The sequence below is a fragment of the Aeromonas allosaccharophila genome (genome assembly GCF_016026615.1).
Classification (GTDB): Bacteria; Pseudomonadota; Gammaproteobacteria; order Enterobacterales; family Aeromonadaceae; genus Aeromonas; species Aeromonas allosaccharophila.
Genome location: NZ_CP065745.1, coordinates 1,992,089 through 2,014,103, shown reverse-complemented (window position 1 = coordinate 2,014,103; position 22,015 = coordinate 1,992,089). Strand labels below are relative to the sequence as shown.

Annotated in this window: 21 protein-coding genes; 11 read left to right on the top strand and 10 right to left on the bottom strand. The window is 59.4% G+C overall.

Going from position 1 to position 22,015, the window contains the following annotated elements; translation table 11 throughout:
- Positions 1-525, bottom strand: a complete 525-nt coding sequence (locus I6G90_RS08870) for a hypothetical protein (RefSeq protein ID WP_058052115.1) — start codon at positions 523-525, stop codon at positions 1-3.
- Complete coding sequence (locus I6G90_RS08865; RefSeq protein WP_058052114.1) at positions 522-2,519, bottom strand: alkyl/aryl-sulfatase; 1,998 nt, start codon at positions 2,517-2,519, stop codon at positions 522-524. The genes I6G90_RS08870 and I6G90_RS08865 overlap by 4 nt, the downstream gene beginning before the upstream one ends.
- A gap of 265 nt (positions 2,520-2,784) precedes the next feature.
- Here I6G90_RS08865 and I6G90_RS08860 point away from each other — a divergent pair, with 265 nt between their 5' ends.
- Entirely contained in the window at positions 2,785-2,973 is a 189-nt protein-coding gene (locus I6G90_RS08860; RefSeq protein WP_042655959.1) for a hypothetical protein, read from the top strand.
- A 74-nt stretch (positions 2,974-3,047) separates the two neighbouring features.
- On the opposite strand, the gene I6G90_RS08855 is transcribed toward I6G90_RS08860, so the two are convergent.
- From I6G90_RS08855 to I6G90_RS08845, 3 genes are all read right to left on the bottom strand, one after another.
- On the bottom strand, positions 3,048-3,341 hold the full coding sequence (locus I6G90_RS08855) for a hypothetical protein (RefSeq protein WP_058052112.1): 294 nt from the start codon (positions 3,339-3,341) through the stop codon (positions 3,048-3,050).
- A 267-nt stretch (positions 3,342-3,608) separates the two neighbouring features.
- Positions 3,609-5,615 (bottom strand): methyl-accepting chemotaxis protein, encoded by a 2,007-nt coding sequence (locus tag I6G90_RS08850; RefSeq protein ID WP_058052111.1) that lies wholly within the window; start codon positions 5,613-5,615, stop codon positions 3,609-3,611.
- A 197-nt stretch (positions 5,616-5,812) separates the two neighbouring features.
- Entirely contained in the window at positions 5,813-7,108 is a 1,296-nt protein-coding gene (locus I6G90_RS08845) for an SLC5/6 family protein (protein WP_058052110.1), read from the bottom strand.
- A gap of 250 nt (positions 7,109-7,358) precedes the next feature.
- On the opposite strand from I6G90_RS08845, the gene I6G90_RS08840 reads away from it, so the two are divergent.
- From I6G90_RS08840 to I6G90_RS08825, 4 genes are all read left to right on the top strand, one after another.
- Positions 7,359-7,742 (top strand): Rid family detoxifying hydrolase, encoded by a 384-nt coding sequence (locus I6G90_RS08840; RefSeq protein WP_075112586.1) that lies wholly within the window; start codon positions 7,359-7,361, stop codon positions 7,740-7,742.
- Between the two features lie 22 nt (positions 7,743-7,764).
- Positions 7,765-9,054, top strand: a complete 1,290-nt coding sequence (locus tag I6G90_RS08835; protein ID WP_075112587.1) for an L-cysteine desulfidase family protein — start codon at positions 7,765-7,767, stop codon at positions 9,052-9,054.
- A gap of 65 nt (positions 9,055-9,119) precedes the next feature.
- A complete protein-coding gene (locus tag I6G90_RS08830; RefSeq protein WP_040065159.1) occupies positions 9,120-9,773 on the top strand; it encodes a helix-turn-helix transcriptional regulator in 654 nt (217 codons plus the stop codon).
- Positions 9,774-9,926: 153 nt separating this feature from the next.
- Complete coding sequence (locus I6G90_RS08825; protein ID WP_197930809.1) at positions 9,927-10,514, top strand: histidine phosphatase family protein; 588 nt, start codon at positions 9,927-9,929, stop codon at positions 10,512-10,514.
- Between the two features lie 52 nt (positions 10,515-10,566).
- Here the strand turns inward: I6G90_RS08825 and I6G90_RS08820 are convergent, their stop codons facing one another.
- A complete protein-coding gene (locus I6G90_RS08820) occupies positions 10,567-11,256 on the bottom strand; it encodes a type 2 periplasmic-binding domain-containing protein (protein WP_197930808.1) in 690 nt (229 codons plus the stop codon).
- A gap of 68 nt (positions 11,257-11,324) precedes the next feature.
- Entirely contained in the window at positions 11,325-12,257 is a 933-nt protein-coding gene (locus tag I6G90_RS08815; protein ID WP_182969374.1) for a sugar ABC transporter substrate-binding protein, read from the bottom strand.
- 327 nt (positions 12,258-12,584) lie between these two features.
- Here I6G90_RS08815 and fabV point away from each other — a divergent pair, with 327 nt between their 5' ends.
- Together fabV and I6G90_RS08805 are read left to right on the top strand one after the other, a co-directional pair.
- Complete coding sequence (fabV, locus tag I6G90_RS08810) at positions 12,585-13,778, top strand: enoyl-ACP reductase FabV (RefSeq protein ID WP_005344170.1); 1,194 nt, start codon at positions 12,585-12,587, stop codon at positions 13,776-13,778.
- Positions 13,779-13,940: 162 nt separating this feature from the next.
- Positions 13,941-15,416: a YfcC family protein gene (locus I6G90_RS08805; protein WP_197930807.1), complete on the top strand. Its 1,476-nt coding sequence runs from the start codon at positions 13,941-13,943 to the stop codon at positions 15,414-15,416.
- A gap of 65 nt (positions 15,417-15,481) precedes the next feature.
- Here I6G90_RS08805 and I6G90_RS08800 read toward each other — a convergent pair whose 3' ends face one another.
- Entirely contained in the window at positions 15,482-16,696 is a 1,215-nt protein-coding gene (locus I6G90_RS08800; protein ID WP_042058000.1) for a pyridoxal phosphate-dependent aminotransferase, read from the bottom strand.
- Positions 16,697-17,077: 381 nt separating this feature from the next.
- Here I6G90_RS08800 and I6G90_RS08795 point away from each other — a divergent pair, with 381 nt between their 5' ends.
- Both I6G90_RS08795 and aqpZ read left to right on the top strand, forming a co-directional pair.
- On the top strand, positions 17,078-17,290 hold the full coding sequence (locus I6G90_RS08795; RefSeq protein WP_197930806.1) for a DUF1653 domain-containing protein: 213 nt from the start codon (positions 17,078-17,080) through the stop codon (positions 17,288-17,290).
- 269 nt (positions 17,291-17,559) lie between these two features.
- Positions 17,560-18,249, top strand: coding sequence for an aquaporin Z (gene aqpZ, locus I6G90_RS08790; RefSeq protein WP_042656004.1), 690 nt, complete (start codon positions 17,560-17,562; stop codon positions 18,247-18,249).
- A 90-nt stretch (positions 18,250-18,339) separates the two neighbouring features.
- Here the strand turns inward: aqpZ and I6G90_RS08785 are convergent, their stop codons facing one another.
- Positions 18,340-19,062 carry a lytic transglycosylase domain-containing protein gene (locus I6G90_RS08785; RefSeq protein WP_408628324.1) on the bottom strand — a complete coding sequence of 241 codons (723 nt, stop codon included), beginning with the start codon at positions 19,060-19,062 and terminating at the stop codon, positions 18,340-18,342.
- Between the two features lie 355 nt (positions 19,063-19,417).
- Between I6G90_RS08785 and I6G90_RS08780 the strand changes: the two genes are divergently transcribed.
- Complete coding sequence (locus I6G90_RS08780; protein ID WP_075112598.1) at positions 19,418-19,858, top strand: GNAT family N-acetyltransferase; 441 nt, start codon at positions 19,418-19,420, stop codon at positions 19,856-19,858.
- A 5-nt stretch (positions 19,859-19,863) separates the two neighbouring features.
- Here I6G90_RS08780 and I6G90_RS08775 read toward each other — a convergent pair whose 3' ends face one another.
- Positions 19,864-20,406 (bottom strand): DUF1439 domain-containing protein, encoded by a 543-nt coding sequence (locus I6G90_RS08775; RefSeq protein WP_058052102.1) that lies wholly within the window; start codon positions 20,404-20,406, stop codon positions 19,864-19,866.
- Between the two features lie 97 nt (positions 20,407-20,503).
- Here I6G90_RS08775 and cls point away from each other — a divergent pair, with 97 nt between their 5' ends.
- Positions 20,504-21,985 carry a cardiolipin synthase gene (gene cls, locus I6G90_RS08770; RefSeq protein WP_197930805.1) on the top strand — a complete coding sequence of 494 codons (1,482 nt, stop codon included), beginning with the start codon at positions 20,504-20,506 and terminating at the stop codon, positions 21,983-21,985.
- Positions 21,986-22,015 lie beyond the last annotated feature (30 nt).

Here is a 22,015-nt window from a genome sequence, read left to right as displayed (position 1 = left end):
TCAGGTCTGCGAGCTCAGCGCCTTGTGCAGATCCCGTTGTAACTGCTGATTGTCGTCTCTTTGCAGTTCCACAATACCCAATTGCAGTCCCTGCTCGATGGTGAGCGACCCATTCAGCATGGCGCTGATGGCCGCCTCGCTCAGCAGCATGATCCGATCATTGGGATGGGGGCCCGGGGTGTGCAGCTGGAGCAGTAGGGACTCTTTGCCTCGTACTCTGGACCAGAGTCCTGAGTCGATAAGCAGGATGGAGATCCCGCCGCCTACCCCTGCCTGCTGGAGTCGACTTTTGAGGGTTTGGAGCCATGCCTGGCTACGGGAGAAGCCGGCTTCGCCTGTCAGGGCTGTCAAGGGGGGCAACTGCTCACGGCTCACCGCAGTCGCCGTGGCCATGGCAATATTGACCGTGCCCGGCCAGTTCTGTTCGAACGGGTTGGGGTAGAGTGCATCATAACCGCAACTCTGCCCCATCTCGGGGATGAGGCAGAGCAGGGCCATGCAGGCGCGCAAGGTGCGTTGCATCATGGGGTCACTATGTTGAACCAGAAGTTGAACTTGTCGAGCAGCGTGACGAAGTTGCTGAACGTCTGCTGATCACCCTCGATCTTGATTTCGCCGTTGGCGATCTTCTGCTCCATGGTGCCCTGACCGAGCTGGATATCATCCAGCGTCTTCTTGCTCAGGGTAATGGTCACATCAGGCTTGGCGGCATAGCGGGCAGTGTGGTTCAGCACCGAGTTCTCCAGACTCAGGGTATGTTTCTCGCCGATGTCGGTGAACGCTATGTTGATGACCATCTTCTTGCCCGCCGCTTTCTCGGGGTTAATGCGCACCGAGAGATAGTCAAACAGCATGCTGGGGCTCATTGCGCGGATGGTGTCAGGCGAAGCGGTCACGGTTCCGCCAACGTTCGGAACGCCATTGCGTAGCTCATAGGCACCTTGCAGATAGACAGAGCGCCACGGGCCGGATTCAGCCTGATAACCCAGCTGCTCCAGCGCATCTGCCAACAGCAGCTTGCCCTCTGTGTTGTTAGGGTTGGCAAACACCAGATGCTTGAGCACTTCTGCTACCCAGCGATATTCCCCCTTATCGAACGAGGCCTTGGCCTTTTTCAGTACCTCCTGCTCGCCCCCCATGAACTCGATATATTTGGGACCAACCATTTCGGGGGGCAGGTTGTCGAGATCGGAGGGGTTGCCGGAGTACCAGCCCATATAGCGCTGATAGACAGCGCGGCTGTTGTGGCGCAGGGTGCCGTAATAACCGCGGTTCGGCCAGAAGTTGTTGAGCTCGGGAGGGAGGGTGATCTGCTCGGAGATCTCCTCGCCGGTGTAGCCCATGTTCATCAGGCGCACCGACTGGTCATGGATGTATTTGTAGAGATCCCGCTGCTTCTTGAAGTAGTCGACGATGTTGGTATTGCCCCAGCGTGGCCAGTGGTGGCTCTGGAATTTGACCTCGGCCTGATCACCCCAGGTTTCGATGGTCTCGTTGAGAAAGCTGGCCCACTTCAGTGCATCGCGCACCTGGGCACCGCGCAGGGTGAGGATGTTGTGCATGGTGTTGGTGGTGTTTTCGGCCATCCACAATGCTTTGCTGTCCGGGAACCAGGTGTTCATTTCGGCCGGGGCTTCGGTGCCCGGGGTCATTTGGAAGACCATCTTGACGCCATCCACTGTCAGCGTCTCACCGGTTTTGGCGATAAAGCGGGTCGGCAGCAGCAGCGAGGGCACACCGGTGGAGGTGGTTTGCCCCAGCCCGCCGTTGACGCCCCCCTGCGGGTTGCGCGGCAGCAGGGCGCCGTACATGTAGACGGCGCGGCGGGCCATGGCATTGCCGGCGATGACGTTCTCCGACACCGCGTGTTCGGTAAATCCTTCCGGCGCGATGATCTCGACGCCGTTCTTTTTCACCTCGTCCAGCGAGTTGAACAGACCGGCGGCACCGCCGTAGTGATCCACGTGGGAGTGGCTGTAGACCACCGCGGTGACCGGACGCTCCCCTTGGGTCTTGTTGATGAAGGCCAGCGCCGCCTTGGCGGTTTGCGGGGAGATCAGCGGATCGAACACCACCCATCCCTTGTTGCCTTCGATAAAGGTGATGTTGGAGAGATCAAAGCCGCGAATCTGGTAAATCTTGTCGGTGACCTTGAACAAGCCGTATTGCATGTTGAGCTGGGCATTGCGCCACAGGCTCGGGTTGACGGTGTCCGGCGCGACCTTGTCGAGGCCGATGTAGGTCTTGTACTGCTCCAGATCCCACACCACGTTGCCCTTGTCATCCTTGATGGTCAGGGTCTCCGGTTTGGCGATAAAGCCACGTTTGGCATCCTCGAAGTCCTGCTTGTCATTGAAGGGGAGGGTAGTGAGCACCTGCTGGTTAGCCTTGATGGTAAATTCGCTCGCGGGCTTGGGGTCGATGGCGGCCTTGGCCGACTGCACAAGATCAGGCTGCACAAGCAGTGCGCCACAGAGCAAGAGCGAGAAAATCGTGGGGGTGGAAAGCCTCGGTTTCATCGGTATGACTCCAGATGGTGGTGATGTGGATCGGCAGGGCTCAGTGTAGTCAGGCTCAAGTCAGCGAAGAGAAAGGAGATAAGGAAGAGAAGGGAGAGAAGAGGGGGATGCTTGCGGTACAACACGCTATCGGGGAGGGAAACAACAGGAATTGCGCCCGCAGGAGCACAGCCGTTGCACACCTTGATCTGTATCAATATAGGTCGCAGTGGGTTGTTTTACGGTCAGGAGTGATGTTGATGGGATGTAACAAAAGGATGTGCATATGGAACTGAAAAGGGACCCGAGATGCTATACCGACGTCTGTATCGACGGTAAGTGGTATCACTACGACCACTGCAGCACCAACGTCTACATGCTGATGGGGGGCGCCGCGCCGAGCCTTCAGCTGGCCTATGAGCCGAGCAGCGAAGAGGAGCTGATCGAGATGCTCCAGCAGTTGGCCCGCTTCTGATTCACAAGATTAACGCCTCGCCATATGGCCATCGGGCACGTTGCCACGATGGCCACCACTCTTCACCTCTGCACCTAATCTCCGCGCGTTTTATTGCCCAGTAGCCCCTTGCCTAGCTCCAGCATGGCGACGGCCGCGGCATAGCTGCTATCAGACTTGCCTATCTCGTCCGCTACATAGAGAAAATTGGATTGGTACTTCTCGACGGCCTCTCGCGGGCTGGTTGCGTCAATAAAGTCCTCCTCCACCTCGAATCCTTGGGTCAGCAGTGCCGCCTTTTCACTCAGAAAAGTCGGGGATGCCATGTCGATAAAGGTGTATTGCTGCCGATTGGACGCCGGAACGGTAAAAAATTGGTATCTGGCCATAGGTAAATCCTCGCCTGAAGCGGGTGATAGATAAGGTGACGCTGGTGTTAATCTGTGGCTCGCAGGCGGCTTGCTTGCCTCGACGTCGCACACAGTGCGCGTCAGGAATGCCGCATTTTGTTTTCGTTCGAGACTACTTTGTTGGCGTCTGTCCGGCAAGTGGGGCGCAGGAATTTTCAGGATGATCCGTACATCTGGCGCTGTGTGGGCAGGCGCCAGATCGGGATAATGCCGGGCTCATATTGAGCCCGGCTTGTCAGCGTTCTGTCACAGCACGAAGCTCTGCACCATGGTGCGCAGCTGTTCGGTTAGCTGGTGGATCTGGCGGGCGGCATCGCGAGCGGCGTTGGCCACTTGCAACGCCTCGTCACTGCCATCGGAGATGCGCACCACGTTGCGTTCGATCTCGTTGACCACAGCGCCTTGCTGCTCGATGGCGCTGGCGATGATGGCATTGGTATCGACCATCCGATCCACCTTCTCGGTGATGGCACCGAAGGCCTGTTGCGCCTCCTGCGCCAGACCGACCCCCTCCTGCGCTTCATGGCTGGCCGCCGACATGGCGGTGACCGAGGCGCGGGCGCCGGATTGCAGCTGTTCGATCATCTGCTGGATCTCGACGGTGGCGCCCTGGGTGCGGTTGGCAAGGGAGCGCACCTCGTCGGCGACCACCGCAAAGCCGCGACCCTGCTCACCGGCCCGGGCCGCTTCGATGGCGGCGTTGAGGGCCAGCAGGTTGGTCTGCTCGGCGATGCCGCGGATCACGCTGATGACGCCGCCAATCTGGCTGCATTGCTGCTCCAGCTGGCCGATGGTGTCGGCGGTGCGCAGCACCTCGCGGTTGATATGGTCGATGGCCTTGATGGTGCGCTCCACCACATCCTCGCCCTGACCGACCACGTTCTGCGCCTCCTGCGTCATGCGAGCAGCTTGCAGGGCGTTGCCCGCCATGTCCTGTGAGGTGGCGGCCAGCTCCTTGATGGCGGTGGCGACCTGATGGGTCTCCCCTTGCTGATCGGCAATCACCTCCTGCGAGCGGCAGGTGCGCGCTTCGATCTCGGTAGCGCTCTCCACCACGGTGACGCCATTCTCCCGCACTCGCAGCATCAGGGTGCGCAGGGTCTCCAGCGTCACGTTGTAATCCCGGCTGATGGCGGCCAGCTCGTCCTGACCGACGATTTCGATATGCTGGCTGAGATCCTGGGCGTTGACCCGGGCGGCAATATCACGCACCCGCGCCACGGTTTCGCGCAGGGAGAGGTAGGCACCGATCATCAGGTAGAGGTAGAGCAGCAAGCTGGCGGTCAGCGGCGCGGTGACCCACCAGAAGTGACGTTGGTTGGCGGCCAGCCGCTGACGCAGATCGGCCTCCAGCCGCTGGCGTACATGGCCTGCCAGCGCGGTGATGGCCTCGTCCATCTTATCCCCCAGTGCCTGCACCTCCTTGGTGGAGAGTTGCACCAGCTGATCCTTCATCATCTTGTTTTCCATGGTCTCGACGCCCTGACGCACCAGCTGCATCAGGGCGTCGGTCTGCTGCCCTAGCTCGGCGCGGTAGGCGGGTTCGATCTGGTAGAGCAGGGTCAGGTCGGCCTCCAGCTCCTGCAGGGTGGCGCTGATAAGATCAAGACGAAAACGCAGGCCGCTGTAGCCCTCGGCCTGAAACAGGCCGAAGTCGGCGATGGTGGCGGCGCGATCCCGCACCTGGGCCAGCAGGTCGCGCAGCTGCGGCAACCGCTCGCTGGCGAGGATCACCATGTAGTAGGTACCGAGCGCCGGATCCTGGATCAGGCTGCTGGCGGCGGTAATGTGCTTGTAGAGGTGGCGCACCTCGGTCAGCAGTTTGTCGTGGCGCAGGTTGCTCTGCTCCACTTCCAGCTTGCCCGCTTCACTCTGCAGGGCGGCCCAGCCCTGCTGGATCACCTCAAAGGAGGGGTTGTTCTGGCGGGTGTCGGCAAAGGCCTGCAGGCTCAGCTCCACCGCTTGTGCCGCTGCCTTGAGCTGGTCGTCACCGACCGGATCCACCTCATAGGCGTGGCGGGTCATCAGATTGCGATGGGTGAGCAGGGTCTGTTCGATGGCGGGAATGGGGGCGAGATTGACCACGCCGGCCAGCTCCCGGTTGGCCTGGGCGTTGTCATCCTGCAGCCGTCCCAGCAGATTGGTCATGCTGTAGGCCAGTGGCAGCAGCATCAGGCAGGACCAGAGCAGGAATTTGTATTTGAAGGAGAGCTGATTGCCCAGCCGGATGGCCGGGTTGAAAATCCATTTCATATGAGGCCTCGATACCCGATGTGGCGGGTCTATGCGGTGATGCCTGAATAGTACTCTGCGCAGGCCACCTTGGGGGAGGCCGCATTGCAAGTTGTGATCTCTCTGGCTTTTTGCCCAGACGTCTCCTTTGACGCAATAGAAAACGGGCCACCCGAAGGTGGCCCGTTGTTGATGAAGGCATGTCCGGTTGCAACCGATCAGTTGAACGCCAGGAAGGGCGAGACACAGAGCAGCAGGCCGGTGACGATGATGATGTAAAGGGAAGTGCCCTTGTACTTGTGCAGCGCCGGTACCTGATAGACCAGATAGGCCGGGATGAGGCAACCCACCATGCCGAAGATGGGGCTGCAGATGGAGGTGAAGCTCAGCACCGGTGCGTTGAGCACGATGGCGCCCCAGGAGAGCATGACGGTAAACACCATGATCCCTTTGCCTACCAGACCCTTGTTGATGTGGTTTTCCGGCATCACGCGGCGCAGCAGGTTCATCGCCAGACCCTGACAGGCTTCACGGAAACCGAGGTAAACGCCGAAGTAGGCGGTCATCACCGCGAAGATGTTGAGGGTCAGGCTCAAGAGCTTGAGGGTCTGGCCGGGCATGCCCTGCGCCACCAGGGCCAGCGCGGAGATGTTCTCCTCGGAGGCTTTGACCGCCTGATCGTGACCCATCGCCAGGGTGAAGGAGACCGCATAGAAGAACACCACCACGAACAGGATGCCGAAGGCGATATTCATGGCGCGCATCGCCTTGAAGCGAGCCACTTCCAGCGACTTCTCCCGGGAGCGGTAGGAGATCACCATGGGGCTCAGGCTCTGGATAAAGAGGATGGAGGTGAGGGTGAAGGGGAGCATGATGATGGCATCCTTCATCCAGTCACCGGCAGCGGGCATGGCGGTGATGTTGGCCGCATCCCACTTGTCCACCATCATCAGGCCGAGCACGGCCACCACGGTGATCTTGGTCAGCACCATAAAGGTGGAGATCTTGAACAGCATGTTCTCGCCACGGGAAGCCAGTGCCACCAGACCGCAGATCAGCACCAGACCGTAGAGCGGATTTTCGGAGAGCAGGCCGTCGGTGACGCCGAAGCTCTGCAGGAAGGAAGCGCTGTCATTGGTGATGGCGGTGGAGTAGACGAAGACCCAGATCACCAGCATCACGAAGTAGAGCGCGCCGAGCAGCATGCCCCAGTTCTTGCCGAGGTAACCGGTGATGACGCTGGGGTAATCCTTGCACTCCGGCGAGGTGGCCAGGGTGTTGATAAAGAGGCGCTGGAACATGTACATGGCCGGGTAGCCGATCACCGCAGAGAGCAGAAAGACCCACAAGCCCATCAGACCCACCTGTACCGGCAGGAAGACGATCCCTGCGCCGATGGCCATGCCGATGCTCATGATGATCCAGCCCCAGTCGGTGCTGTCGAAGCGAACCGCTTCTTTCCATTCCAGGGTGCCTATCGCGGGGCTGGTGAGAGTAGTGCTGTGCGCGTCCATTAAAACCTTCTTTTTTGTAGGGATGTGGGAAAGCGGCGCAAATATAGTTGAATGAATGCGTTGCAAACAATGCCCAAGACGATACTTTTGTTCAAATCAGGACCGTGATCACGGTTTGCATTGAGGCCGGCGATGTCTTTTTACGCCATTTTTGTATCTTTTTGTTGAATGGATAAAATAAAAAGCAAATAATGTTGAGCGAAAAGAGATTCATGATTGCAAAAAAAATTGCATAAATAGGAGTGGCTATATGAAAAGCATCATCACAGCAGCAGCGGCACCTGACGCTATCGGTCCCTACAGTCATGGCACTGCCTACGGCGATCTCATCTTCACTTCAGGTCAGCTGCCGGTCTGCAAACAGTTGGGCGGCGTGGTCGAAGGGGGCATTGCTGCCCAGACCCGCCAGTCACTGGAGAACCTGAAATCCGTGCTGGAAGCCGCAGGTGGCTCGCTGGATACCGTGCTCAAGACCACTTGCTACCTCGCCGAGATCAGCGATTTTGCCGCGTTCAACGAGGTCTATAAAGCCTATTTCCAGAAAGATTGTCCGGCGCGCAGCTGCTTTGCAGTGAAAGATCTGCCGATGGGCGTCAAGGTTGAAGTGGAAGCGATCGCCCATATCGCTCGTTAATGCTGATAAAAAGGTTCAAGTGATGAAACAAGCGTGGCAGCAGTATCTGCAGATTATTCAACAGGTTGTCAAACCAGCGCTGGGTTGTACCGAGCCAATCGCCGCCGCCTATGCCGCGGCTGTCGCCGCCCGGCAGTTGGGCTGTGAGCCCCGCCGCCTCGAGGTCGCGGTGTCGGATAATCTCTACAAAAACTCGATGGGTGTCTATGTACCGGGCACCGGCAAGATCGGTCTGGCCATCGCGGCTGCCGCCGGTGCCATCGGCGGTAACGCCGATGCCGGACTGGAGGTGCTGGCCGCCATTCAGCCCGAGCAAGTAATCACAGCCCAGGGTCTGATCGATGCAGGCAACGTGCAGGTGAGCCGCACCGCCGCCCCCGAGTTTATCTTCTGCCGCGTGACCGTTTATGGCACGGATGATCATGGTGAAGAGCACAGCGCCGAAGTGACCCTGTGTGGCGGCCATACCCGCATCGTCGAGCAGCGTCGCGATGGCGAGGTGACCTTCACCGCAGATCAGAGCCAGAGCGGTGCCACCGGTTCCATCTGCGATGGCGTCGATATCAGCATCGCCACCATCTACGAGTTCGCCACCCAGGTGGAGTTCGAGCAGATCAAGTTCATCCTCAAGGCCTCCGAGCTCAACGGCAAGCTCTCTGCCGAGGGGATGAACAACCCCTATGGCCTGGAGATCGGCCGCACCATGCAGCAGAACATCGATGCCGGCCTCATCGGCGAGGATGTGATGAACCGCATCGTGATGATGACGGCGGCTGCCTCCGATGCCCGCATGGGGGGCGCCACCCTGCCTGCCATGAGCAACTTCGGCAGCGGCAACCAGGGCATCGCCGCCACCATTCCGGTGATGGTGATTGCCGAGCGCTTTGCGGCCAGCGAAGAGCAGCTGGCTCGCGCCCTCATCATGAGCCATCTGGGCGCCATCTATATCAAGTCCCACTATCCGCCGCTGTCGGCCTTCTGTGGCAATACCGTGACCAGCGCGGCCGCCTCCATGGCCATGGTCTATCTGGCGGGCGGCAGCTTCGAGCAATCCTGCTTCGCCATCCAGAACGTGCTGAGCGACAGTGCCGGCATGGTGTGCGACGGGGCGAAAGCCTCCTGCGCCATGAAGGTGAGTACCTCCTCCGGCGCGGCGGTACGCGGCTTCCTGATGGCCCTCAACAGCCACTCGGTGTCGGGTCAGGGGATCGTTGCAGGCAACGTGGATCAGACCATCCGCAACGTGGGTCAGATGGTGAAGGAAGGCATGTCTGCCACAGACACCACCATTATTGATATCATGTCCGCCTGATGTCCCTGTCGGTTGCTGCACTGCCATCCCCCCGCGTGCAGCAACCCTTGCAAGAAGGTCCCATTGTGAAGCTGCAAGAGTTGAGTCCGAGCGATTTTGAGATCCTCAAGTCGATGGAGAACATAGTGGACGGCATCGCCGCCATGTATGGCCAGCACACCGAGGTGCTGCTCCACAGTCTGGATGTGCGCAATCCCTCGATCGTCAAGATTGCCAACGGCCATATCACCGGCCGCAGTGTCGGCGCACCCATCACCAATCTGGCGATGATGAAGCTCAAGAGCGGGCAGGATATCTCCAGCCCCTACATGACCAAGTGCGCCACCGGCAAGACACTGCGCTCCATCACCACCGTGATCCGCAACGGGGAGCACAGGGCCATCGGACTGCTCTGCATCAACAGCGACATGGATGCCCCGTTGCAATCCGTGCTGCGCACCATGATGCCGGAGTGCATGCATCCCCACGAGAGTCATGCCACCCCGGAGGTGTTCGCCCGCAACATCGACGAGGCGCTCAACAGCACCATAGACACCGTCAGTGCCGAGGTGCGTGGCAACGAGGCGGTGCCCCCGTCCCAGAAGACCCGGGTCATCGTCAACCAGTTGCACGACATGGGGATCTTCGAGTTAAAAGACAGTGCCCAGATCGCCGCGCGCCAGCTCGGCATCTCGGTCCACTCCATCTACCGCTATCTGCGGGAGATCAAGAAGGGCTGAGCCGGTTCACTCTGGCCAAATTGACAGCAAACGGGTCGGCACTGACCCGTTTTTTACGCCTGCGTTTACACGTCTGTTTGGGCCATCCCCCGGGCTCATCTGCTATCATCGTCCCCCTTATTTTTCTATCTATCTGAACGTGCTGGAGAAACCATGTCCCGACTCATCTATCTGCTGCGCCACGGCCAGACCCGATTCAATGCCGAGCAGCGTCTGCAGGGGCGTTGCAACTCCGATCTGACCGACAAGGGCGAGGCGCAAGCCATCGCCATGGGGCGGCGTCTTGCCGATGAGCTGGCCGATCCCGCCCGCTGGACCGTCTATGCCAGCCCGCTCGGCCGTGCTCGCCAGACTGCGCAGCTGGTGTGTGAGCAACTGGGGCTGGCGGCAGAGCGCATCGTCTGGGACGATCGCTTGATGGAGCTGGGCATGGGGGAGTGGGAAGGGTGCCGGATCCCGGAACTCTGCCTCGCTCACCCCGAACTCGATACCGACAAGGGGGACTGGTATCTGCAGGCACCGGGGGCCGAGAGCTTCGAGAGCATTCAGCGCCGGGCACACCAGTGGTTGCAGGATCCCGCGATCGCCGAGCGGGCCATCGTCATCTCCCACGGCCTGCTCGGCGCCATGCTGCGCGGCGTCTATGCCGATCTCGACTATGAGGCGACCTGGTCACAGGAGTTGCCGCAAGATGCCTTCTATAAGCTGCAGGATGGTCATATCACCCGCATTGCCTGCTGACAGTCGCTGGCGGCGGTGAGCGTGGGAGGCGTTGGGTTGAATGGGGTTGCGATCAGGGGATCAGGATCCACTCTCGTCTGACCCCGTTGTATACCGAGCTCAGGTCATATTGTTGCCAGATGTCGGCCATGGCATCGTCGAATACCCCCAGCGTGAGGGCGGCGCGCAGGCGTTTCACCGTGTTGGGTGGCAGTTGCGGGTGACAGGCCAGCCAGCGTTCGACCCGGGCCAGCACCATCACCCGCTGGACCGGTTTCCCTTGGACGGGGGCGCTCACCAGCTCGGGGAGTACGTCACTGATCAGCAGATCGAAGCGACCCGCCTGCAGCATGGCGATACCCTGGCTAGCCTTGGGTAGCAGTTCGTAGCGGATCGCCGCATTGTCGAGGATCTCTCTCAGCTCGGCCACATCGATGGCACCAATGCGATAGTTGCGCAGCGCCTCGATATTGCTCAGCGGTTTCACTGTGCCCTGCCGGGCATAAACTGCCAGGGTGATCGGGGCAATACGTGCTACATAGCGGAGGGTTTCGGCATTTTCGGCGGAAAAGTGCACGGCAAGCCCGCAGCTGTTTGGCTCGGTCGCCACTATCTTGAGCAGGCGGCGCATCGGCTTGGCCTGAAAGTGGATCTTGATATCCTGCTGCTGCGCCAGACGGGCAAAGGCATCGACATAGGGGCCGCTCAGCCCCTCTTTGCTGACCTGAATGAAGGGGGCGTAGGCATCCGCATAGATGTTCAATACCGGCTCTGCTGATGCGAATCGGCACCACAATGCCAACAATACCCACCATCCTCTCATCGCCTCTCCTAAGGATGTACAACCAGTTCCACGGGGGTCTGAACTATGCCGGGCAAATCGGCTTGGGGCGTGTTCTGGGCCAGCGCCTTGAGAGCGAGATCGAGGGCGTATTGTGCCTGCTTGCCCGGATACTGGTCTGCCGTTGCCGCGACAGAGCCATCGCTGAGGTAAGAGTGGATCCCCGGAATGTTGTCATAGCCGCCGAGCAACACCTTGCCCTTTAGCCCTAACTCAGCCAGCGCTTGAGCGGCACCGATAGCCATATTGTCATTGCCACAGAGCAGCGCTTTGACATCCGGAGTTGCCTTGAGGAGATCGATAGTTGCGCTCTTGCCCTGAGCAACGTCCCAGTAGCCGCTGCGCACTCCGGCCACTACCATGTCAGCGGCCCGTAGGGCGGCCCGGAATCCGTCACTGCGCGCCCGGCTGTTGATGGCGCCGGGAGGCCCTTCTATCAGACCTACCTTGCTGCCTGCTGGCAGTGCTTTGGCGACATATTCTCCGACACTGCGTGCGCCGACAAAGTTGCTGGGGCCGACGAAGGGGATATTGACCCCCTCCAGCACCAGCGCACGGTCATCGAGTTTATTGTCCATGTTGATGACCAGAATGCCTGCTTGGATGGCCTCCATCAGTACGGGCAGCATGGCGACCGAATCGGTCGGAACCACGATCAATGCGTCCACTTTTTGGGCAATCATGGTGCGGATGATCGCCTCCTGACCGCTGACATCGACCTCTTGCTGGATGCCTTCCAGTTGTAGTGTGAGGGCCTCCGGATGGGCTTTGGCGTAGCGTTGGGCCCCTTTCGCCATCTCGATGAAGAACTCATTGCGAACGGATTTGAGCACCATGCCGATGGTCGGTTTGGCTGATACCTCACTGACCGCAAACAGTGCCACGGCCGCCCACAGCAAGCATTTTTGCCAACATCTGGTCATGTTACCTCCGCCCTGTCGGGCTAATCATCCAGCGCCACGATGTTGTCCAAGTATATGTCAGCCATCAGCCGGAGCAGGCTTTGGGGACAAGGTAACCAAGCGGGCGACAATGAGGTTTGGCAATGGCGGTAAAGCGGGGATAGCGCACCGGGATCGGCCGATAACGGCTGGCAGTCGTTGGCATCAAAACAGATGACTGCTTTTCGTTTAATTCGACAGCAGACCAGTCGATTTTTGCCGCCGTTCAACACATCAGAGCACCTTATCGCGGCAAGATGAGGTATCTTATGCCCCGATTTCATCCATTAAACGGATCCGAGACTCCATATGATCATCAAACCCAAGGTTCGCGGCTTTATCTGCACCACCACTCATCCGGTTGGTTGTGAAGCCAATGTTCGTCGCCAGATCGCTTATACCAAAGCCAAGGGCACCATCGAGAATGGTCCCAAGAAGGTGCTGGTGATCGGCGCTTCCACCGGTTATGGCCTGGCCTCCCGGATTGCGGCTGCCTTCGGTAGCGGCGCCGCCACCCTCGGCGTCTTCTTTGAAAAAGCGGGCACCGAGTCCAAGACCGGTACCGCCGGCTGGTACAACTCCGCCGCCTTCGACAAGGCCGCCAAAGAGGCGGGTCTCTACGCCAAGAGCGTCAACGGCGATGCTTTCTCCAACGAGTGCCGCGCCAAGGTGATCGAGCTTATCAAGCAGGATCTGGGTCAAATCGATCTGGTGGTCTACTCCCTGGCCTCTCCGGTGCGCAAGATGCCGGACACCGGCGAAGTGGTGCGCTCTGCCCTCAAACCGATCGGTGAGGTCTACACCACCACCGCGATCGACACCAACAAGGATCAGATCATCACCGCCACCGTCGAGCCGGCGAACGAGGAAGAGATCCAGAACACCATCACCGTGATGGGCGGTCAGGACTGGGAGCTGTGGATGGCCGCCCTGCGTGATGCTGGCGTGCTGGCTGACGGCGCCAAGTCCGTGGCTTACTCCTACATCGGTACCGATCTGACTTGGCCCATCTACTGGCACGGTACTTTGGGCCGCGCCAAGGAAGATCTGGACCGCGCCGCTGCCGCCATCCGTGGCGATCTGGCTGCCAAGGGTGGCACCGCTCATGTGGCTGTGCTGAAATCCGTGGTGACCCAGGCCTCCTCCGCCATTCCGGTGATGCCGCTCTATATCTCCATGGCCTTCAAGATCATGAAGGAGAAGGGCATTCACGAGGGCTGCATGGAGCAGGTGGATCGCATGATGCGCACCCGTCTCTACGCGTCCGACATGGCGCTGGACGAGCAGGCCCGTATCCGCATGGATGACTGGGAACTGCGCGAAGACGTGCAGCAGACCTGCCGCGACCTGTGGCCTTCCATTACCAGCGAGAACCTCTCCGAGTTGACTGATTACACCGGCTACAAGCAGGAGTTCCTGCGCCTGTTCGGTTTCGGGCTGGACGAGGTCGATTACGATGCGGATGTGAATCCGGATGTGAAATTCGACGTGGTCGAACTCTGAGTCTGACTCAAGTGAAAACAGGGCCCTGCGGGGCCCTGTTTTTTTGGCAAAAATTCCGCTAATTAGCGGAATTTTATTATCAGCGATCACCTTTTTCCCATATCAAACCCGCTAGTCTTGCGCTGATCGGATCACAGACGGCATTGCCGAGGAACGGAAGCTATGACCACTCCAAACGAGGCGCCCAAGAAGCGCCAACTCCCCACAGTCTATACCCTGCTTTTCATCATCATCGCCCTGATGGCGGCCCTCACCTGGGTGCTGCCAGCGGGCAAATATGACTACGTCACCGCCAAGACCCAGCAGCCGGTGGCGGCAGCGGCCGTGGCCGATTACAGCGGCGACGAGCGGCTGTTGCCGGTGCCCGGCAGCTACACCGAGTTACCCGCCCACCCGCAAGGGGTGTTCGAGGTGCTCAAGGCGCCGATCCAGGGCTTTCACAAGGCGGCCGACGTGGCGCTGTTCGTGCTCATCATCGGCGGTTTTCTGGCGGTGACCATGCAAAGCGGTGCGCTCGATGCCGGGGTGGGGGCCATAGTGCGTGCCTTCGCAGGCCGTGAACGGCTGCTGATCCCGGTGCTGATCGCCCTGTTTGCCCTCGGCGGCTCCACCTTCGGCATGGCGGAGGAGACGGTGGCCTTCTGGGCGCTGATCGTGCCGGTGATGATGGCGGCGGGCTTCGATCGCATGGTGGCGGCGGGGATCATTCTGCTCGGGTCCGGGGTCGGGGTGCTCGCCTCCACCGTCAACCCGTTTGCCACCGGTATTGCCTCCGGTTTTGCCGGTATCCCCATCGGTGAGGGGATTGGCCTGCGGGTCATCCAGTGGCTGCTGCTGGTGATCTTTGCCTCCTGGTTCGTGATGCGTTATGCCAAGCAGGTGCAGCAGGACAAATCCCGCTCCGTGCTGGCCGACATCACCTATGACGACGAGTTCTCCCAGATGAAGAGCAGCAATCTCGCCTTCACCGGCAAGCAAAAGCTCACCATGCTGGTCTTCTTCGGCACCTTCCTGCTGATGATCTATGCGGTGGTGCCCTGGTCGGATTTGGGGATCGATGTGCTGCCCACCTTTGGCTGGTGGTTTGACGAGCTCTCCACCCTGTTCTTTAGCGCCTCCATCCTGATTGCGTTGATCAACCGGATGCCCGAGTCCAACTATGTGGCGACCTTCCTCAATGGCGCGCGGGATCTGATCGGGGTGGCGCTGGTAGTGGCGGTGGCGCGCGGCATCTATGTGGTGATGGAGCAGGGCGTCATCATCGACACCATTTTGCAATGGGCCGAAGGGCTGGTGACCGGACTCTCCTCGTCTGTGTTCATCCTGATGGCCTATCTGGTGCACATCATCCTGAGCTTCTTTATCCCCTCCACCTCGGGGCTGGCGACTGTCTCCATGCCGCTGATGGGGCCGTTGGCGGACTTCTCCGGTATCTCGCGGGATCTGGTGATCACCGCCTATCAGTCCGCCTCCGGCTGGATCAACCTGTTTGCCCCCACCGCCGCCCATCTGGTGGCCGGTCTGGCGCTCGCCAAGATCCCCTATGATCGCTTTGTGCGCTGGGTACTGCCCTTTATCATCGGGGTGGCCCTCATCACCATGGCGGTGCTGGTGGCCGGCGCCCTGCTGCATGGCTGATGGTACGGACGAAAAACGACAGATAATAAAAAGGCTCCGTAAGGAGCCTTTTTCATTGGCTTTGTTTACTGCTTGTAGCCTTTGAGGAAGCGGGCGAGGCGACCGATGGCATCCTCCAGCTCCTCTTCGCGGGGCAGGAACACCAGCCGGAAGTGATCAGGTGCCGGCCAGTTGAAGCCGGTGCCCTGTACCAGCAGCAGCTTCTCTTGCTGCAGCAGGTCGAACACCATCTTCTGGTCGTCGCGGATGTCGTACACCTTGGGGTCGAGGCGCGGGAACATATAGAGCGCCCCCCTTGGTTTGACGCAGGAGACGCCGGGGATCTCGTTCAAGAGCTCCCATGCCTTGTCTCGCTGCTTGCGCAGGCGACCGCCCGGCAGGATCAGCTCGTTGATGCTCTGATAGCCACCAAGCGCAGTCTGGATGGCGTGCTGCATCGGCACGTTGGCACACAGCCGCATGGAGGCCAGCATCTCCAGCCCCTCAATGTAACCGCGAGCACGGCCTTTGGGCCCTGTGATGACCATCCAGCCCTGGCGGAAGCCGCAGGCGCGGTAGGCCTTGGATAGGCCGTTGAAGGTCACCACCATCACGTCGTCGCACAGGGTACAGACGCTGGTGTGGGAGATGTCGTCGTAGAGGATCTTGTCGTAGATCTCGTCGGCGAAGATGATGAGGTTGTGCTGGCGGGCGATCTCGATCACCTCCAGCAGGAACTCGCTGCCGTAGACGGCGCCGGTGGGGTTGTTGGGGTTGATCAGCACCAGGCCGCGAGTGCGCGGGGTGATGCGGGCACGGATGTCATCGAGATCCGGATACCAGTCAGCCCCTTCGTCGCAGCGGTAGTGCACCGCATGGCCACCGGAGAGGGTGACGGCGGCAGTCCAGAGCGGGTAGTCGGGGGAGGGCACCAGCATCTCGTCGCCGTTGTTGAGCAGCGCCTGCATCGCCATCACGATCAGCTCGCTGGCACCATTGCCGATGTAGATGTCGTCGATATCGACCTTGCGCATCCCTTTTTGCTGGTAGTACTGCATCACCGCTTTACGGGCAGAGAACAGTCCCTTGGAGTCGCAGTAGCCCTGGCTCAGCGGCATGTTGAGGATCACATCCTTGATGATCTCTTCCGGCGCATCGAAACCGAACGGGGCAGGGTTGCCGATGTTGAGCTTGAGAATGCGGTGGCCTTCGTCTTCGAGACGGCGGGCTTCTTTGTGCACCGGGCCGCGGATGTCATAGCAGACATCGTCGAGCTTGTGCGACTTGTCGATAGTGAACATGGTGAGTGTGATTCCTTCCCCATGGGGACGCGTTGGCGAAAAAGGCGATTTTTAGTATCAAATTTCTTTTCCCCTATTCTTCACAGAATTGAATGCTAGAACAATCCTCTTTTTAGAAGAATTCCCTGATTTTTAGCCCTGAAACAGGGTTGCTAGAACGTTAAATTTAGCACGATCGTTTGTGCTAACCGAGGTTCACCAGTGAAACATGGGGAACGAATTAACAAAGCTGCCCGACTGTGTTGCAATATCCGGATCCTGTGGCACGATTGGCTTGTGTAAAAAATCGTCTTCGTCCCCCTTTGCGATGAGTTGAATGGCACCGACGGTGTCATCGTTATGTGATCCGCTCATCGGTGTCTATTCCTGCGAGGTTTTCCCATGCATTCACCCGTTCCCGGCCGCTATCGCCACTTCAAGGGGGGTTACTATCAAGTGCTCGCCCTGGCCCTGCACACCGAAACCCAGGAGCAGCTGGTGATCTATCAATCCGAACAGGATGGTCAGGTCTATGCCCGCCCTGTCGCCATGTTCATGGAGTGGATTGAGCATCAGGGGCAGGTTGTCAGCCGCTTTACACCGGTAGGGAACTGACCACCTCTCCGTTTTGATCGTTCAACAGATGAGCAGTCGAGCGAAACGGTGTCACAAGTTGTCGCATGACGCCCTTGGGTATGAGACGTGCCGCCAGCTTCCTTAATGACAAATCTCTTATCTAATCAATAAATTGTGATGGATATCACATTCAATGAACCTTGTCGGCAGGGTTCGCAATCTGGACTCACACTCCCATAATGCTGCGATTGTTCAAGCATGGGCCCTTCCCGGGTCTGTTCGGTGTTACCTCAAATGGGAGAAATATTGTGAAACCTGTTGCTGCCGAGTTTATGGGCACTTTCTGGCTGGTATTGGGCGGGTGCGGCAGTGCCGTGCTGGCTGCAGCCTTCCCTCACGTCGGAATTGGTCTGCTGGGGGTCTCGCTGGCCTTCGGTCTGACCGTGCTGACCATGGCGTTTGCCATCGGTCATATCTCCGGTTGCCACCTCAATCCGGCCGTCACTGTCGGTCTGTGGGCGGGTGGTCGTTTTCCGGCATCCGGTGTCCTGCCTTACATCGTGGCGCAAGTGCTGGGTGGCATTGCCGCCGCTGCGGTGCTTTATGTGATTGCCAGTGGTCAGGCCGGGTTTGATCTCTCCGCCGGTTTTGCCTCCAACGGCTACGGCGAGCACTCTCCGGGTGGTTACAGCCTGACTGCCGCACTGGTGTGCGAAATGGTGATGACCGGTTTCTTCCTGTTCGTCATCATGGGCGCCACCGATAGCCGCGCGCCTGCCGGTTTTGCCCCGATCGCCATCGGCTTGTGCCTGACCCTGATCCACCTCGTCAGCATTCCGGTGACCAATACCTCGGTCAACCCTGCCCGCAGTACCGGCGTTGCGCTGTTTGTCGGTGACTGGGCGGTCAGTCAGCTGTGGCTGTTCTGGGTTGCCCCGATTGTCGGTGCCATTCTGGGTGCGCTGGCTTATCGCCTGGTGGCGACTGAGCAGAAGTAATCATTGGCGAAACAACGTGTGGTATCGACACGCCTGCGGGCGTGTTTTTGTTTCTGGAGGGGGGAAAGAGAGAATTAACTGAGCCGAGCGTCACAGCCCTTTGGCCTGCAGCATCTCTTTGTAGCGCAGGTGGAGCAGCTGGACGCGCTCCACATAGGCGCGAGTTTCCGCATAGGGTGGGATGCCGCCATGTTTTTGTACGGCGCCAGCCCCGGCGTTGTAGGCCGCGGTCGCCAGTGCCACGTTGCCGTCATACTGCTTGAGCAGTCCCGCCAGATATTTCACCCCGCCGAAGATATTCTGCTCCGCCAGCAGGGCATTGCCGACGCCCAGTTCCCGCGCCGTGGCGGGCATCAGCTGGGTCAGGCCCATCGCACCTTTGCGGGAGACCGCCAGCGGGTTGAAGGCAGATTCCGCATGGATCAGCGCCCGGATCAGCGCAGGCTCAACCTGATAGGTTTTGGCGGCGGCCTTGATGGTGCTGGCATAGTCATAGAGAAACAGCCCGGTGGTCTGCCAGTTGACATTGGATTTGGGATCGCAGGCGAAGCAGTCGTTGAACAGCAGCAGCTCGTAATGGCCCTGTTCTGGCGCCATGTCGGAGTAGCGTACCACCCCGTTCTGCTGCACCGATTTATAGACCTGGATCTGCTTGTTGCCGCCAGCGGCGGTTGCCGCCGTTTGAGCGGTTTCGGGTTGCGGGGCGGGCGCGGGATCATTGACCGGACGCAGGGGGGAGGGGGCTGCAGTCAGGAAGACCACCTCAGCGGGCGGGGGAGTCTGGCTCCATCCACTCAGGGGGATCAACAACATAGGGCCTGCCAGCATCCATGCTTTCAACCGTAATACTCCTTCCTGTGATGACCATGTTGAGTAAAGCATCATGACGAGGGCAGAACAAGCGGCGAGCAGGGGGCAAATGACCCGATTCGGTGACCGGGATCAAAGTATCCACCGCAATAAAGGGTTGTCATCGTGAAGCCATGCGTTGGCAGTCAGGCCGTGGGTCATGGTCTCCTCCACCGGGTCAGCAACGTCGCCATGACGCCTGCTTTTTTGTTGACGAAAGGCATGCTATCGTGCTGGCGTCAGCTGGTCGGATTAGCGCACCGTATCTGGCACTAATAATTGATTACCAAAGGATTTGTCTGTGACAAGCAAGCTGGCGATGGAACTCACCTTCGAAGAGTACTGCGACGCCGACCTCTCCCTAATCAGGGACTATTACGAAACGACGTTTTCCCACTATGTGCCGGACCTGGCCGAGCGGATCTTTGTCGTGCGTGATGCTCACTGGCTGGTGGGGGCGGTACGGTTGCGGGACGAGGAGGAGTTTTACCATCTGTGCGGCTTTCGTCTGTTGCCCCACTACCAGTCGCTGGGACTGGGGTCACGGCTGTTGCAGCACGCTTGCCACGGTCTGGCGGACAAACCGGTGGTCTGTCAGGCGCTCCCGTTCGAGAAGCCCTTCTATCTCAAGGCCGGTTTTGCCGATATGCCCCTCAACCAATTGAGCGGGTCGCTCTTTTCCCTCTACGAGCGGCAGCAGCAGCAGGGTTATCAGGTGGAGCTGCTGGTACGGGATACCACCCAGCCCCTCCTGAATTGAGTGGTTTAGCGGGGGTTGGTCAACAGGTGGATCTTGCCCGGTGACAGCTCCAGCCCCAGCAGATTTTCCTTCAGCCAGGCCTGATCCGGATCCTTGTCATTGAGTTTGTAGACCGGCTTGGTCTCGAGCCGTTTCTCCATGCTCTGCAGCAGCATGTTGAGCATCAGCCCGAACTTCTTCTCGGCCGCTTCCGGCTCCAGCTTGTACTCCACCAGCTTCATGTTATCCAGAAACAGCGCGCTCTGGGCCTTGTCATAGCGGGGCCTCGCCTCATAGGTCATCTGCAGGCGAGCGTCATATTCGGTATTGTCGGGCAGGGCGATTTTGAGCTTGCCCTTGCCATAGACCCGTGCCGTGTCGGGGCGCTGGCGACCAATCTGGACATCGCTCTGCTCAAGCTTCACATGAGCCTTGATGATGCCGGGCAGTTCCAGCTGTTTATCGACTTGCACCTGAGATTGCAGGTACTGGTTTATCTGTTGCTCATTGATGTCATATGAGCCTTGGCCTAGCATGGCCAGGCTGAGCAGCATAGATTGCAGGATCATGCGTGCGACCTGATAGAATGGATTTGCCTTACAGCATACCATTGCGGCCGGTTGGGGTCTGCCCACCGCACTGTTTGTCGATGAGAAGGAGCCCCCGTTGCTCAACGGTCTGGAACATGATCTTCAACTGCTGTTTTCCCGTTTTCTGGGTTGGCTGCTACTGCTTTTTCACACAGTTATCGTCACCGGGGTGTCATTTCGGGTGGTGATGAAACGCCGTCCCATCGGTGTGTCGCTGGCCTGGCTGGCGCTGATCTACGCCATTCCGTTTGCCGGGGTGGGCTTCTATGTGCTGTTTGGTGAGATAAAGCTGGGGCGCCGCCGCGCCGAGCGCGCCCAGGCCATGTACCGTCCTTACGCCATCTGGATCCGCCAGCTGGCCCGTCTGTTCCCTCAGCACTGCTGTGAAGTGGGTTCCAAGGCGCAACCGCTGCACGATCTGATCCAGGGGCGGCTCGCCATGCCGATGCTCTCCGGCAACCGCATGACTCTGCTCAACAAGCCGGACTGGATCTTGCGCGAGATTGCGCAGGATATCCGCCGCTCGACCCTCTCCTGCTATTTGGAGTTCTACATCTGGCACCCTGGCGGCGATGCTGACGAGGTGTGCGAGGCGCTGATCGAAGTGGCGCAACGCGGCGTGGATTGTCGCTTGTTGCTCGATTCGGTGGGCAGCAAACAGTTCTTCCGCTCTCACTGGCCGAAAAAATTGCGTAAGGCGGGGGTCAAACTGGTGGAGGTGCTGCCGGTTGGCGCGTGGCGCATTGTGTTCCAGCGTCAGGATCTGCGGATGCACCGCAAGCTGGTGGTGATCGATGACAGGGTGGGTTACACCGGCTCCATGAACATGGTGGATCCCCGTTTCTTCAAGCAAGATGCCGGGGTTGGCCAGTGGGTCGATATCATGATCCGGGTGCAGGGGCCCATGGTGCCGCTGATGTGGTCGATCTTCGTCTGGGATTGGGAGATGGAGACCGGCGAGCGGCTGCTCGACAGCCTGCAACACGATCCCGAAGCCTGGCCCCAGACCAACTACCGCGCCCAGCTTATTCCGTCCGGCCCCTTCGTCGGTGGCGACTGCATCCAGCAGAGCCTGCTGCTCGCCATCTATCAGGCGCGCAGCCATCTGGTGCTGACCACTCCCTACTTTGTGCCCGACGATCCGCTGGCGGCCGCACTCAGCTCGGCGGCGGCTCGCGGCGTGCAGGTGCAACTGGTGTTGCCGGCGCGCAACGACTCCATCATGGCCAATTACGCCTGCAACGCCTTTATGGAGGAGCTGCTGGCGGCCGGGGTGGAGATCTACCGCTACGATGCCGGTCTGCTCCATACCAAGAGCGTGCTGGTGGATGACGACTTTGCGCTGGTGGGGACGGTCAATCTGGATCGGCGCAGCCTCTGGCTCAACTTCGAGGTGACCCTGCTGGTGGACAACCCCTCGTTCGTGGCCCAGATGACCCGGTTGGTACAGGGTTATATGGCGGAAGCCACCCCGATGACCCTGGCCAAATGGCAGGCACGCCCCTGGTACAAGAAGGCGATGGAGAACATCTTCTATCTCTTCAGTCCCTTGCTGTGAGGTTGTGGCGAATTGCAAGAATGTTGGGGC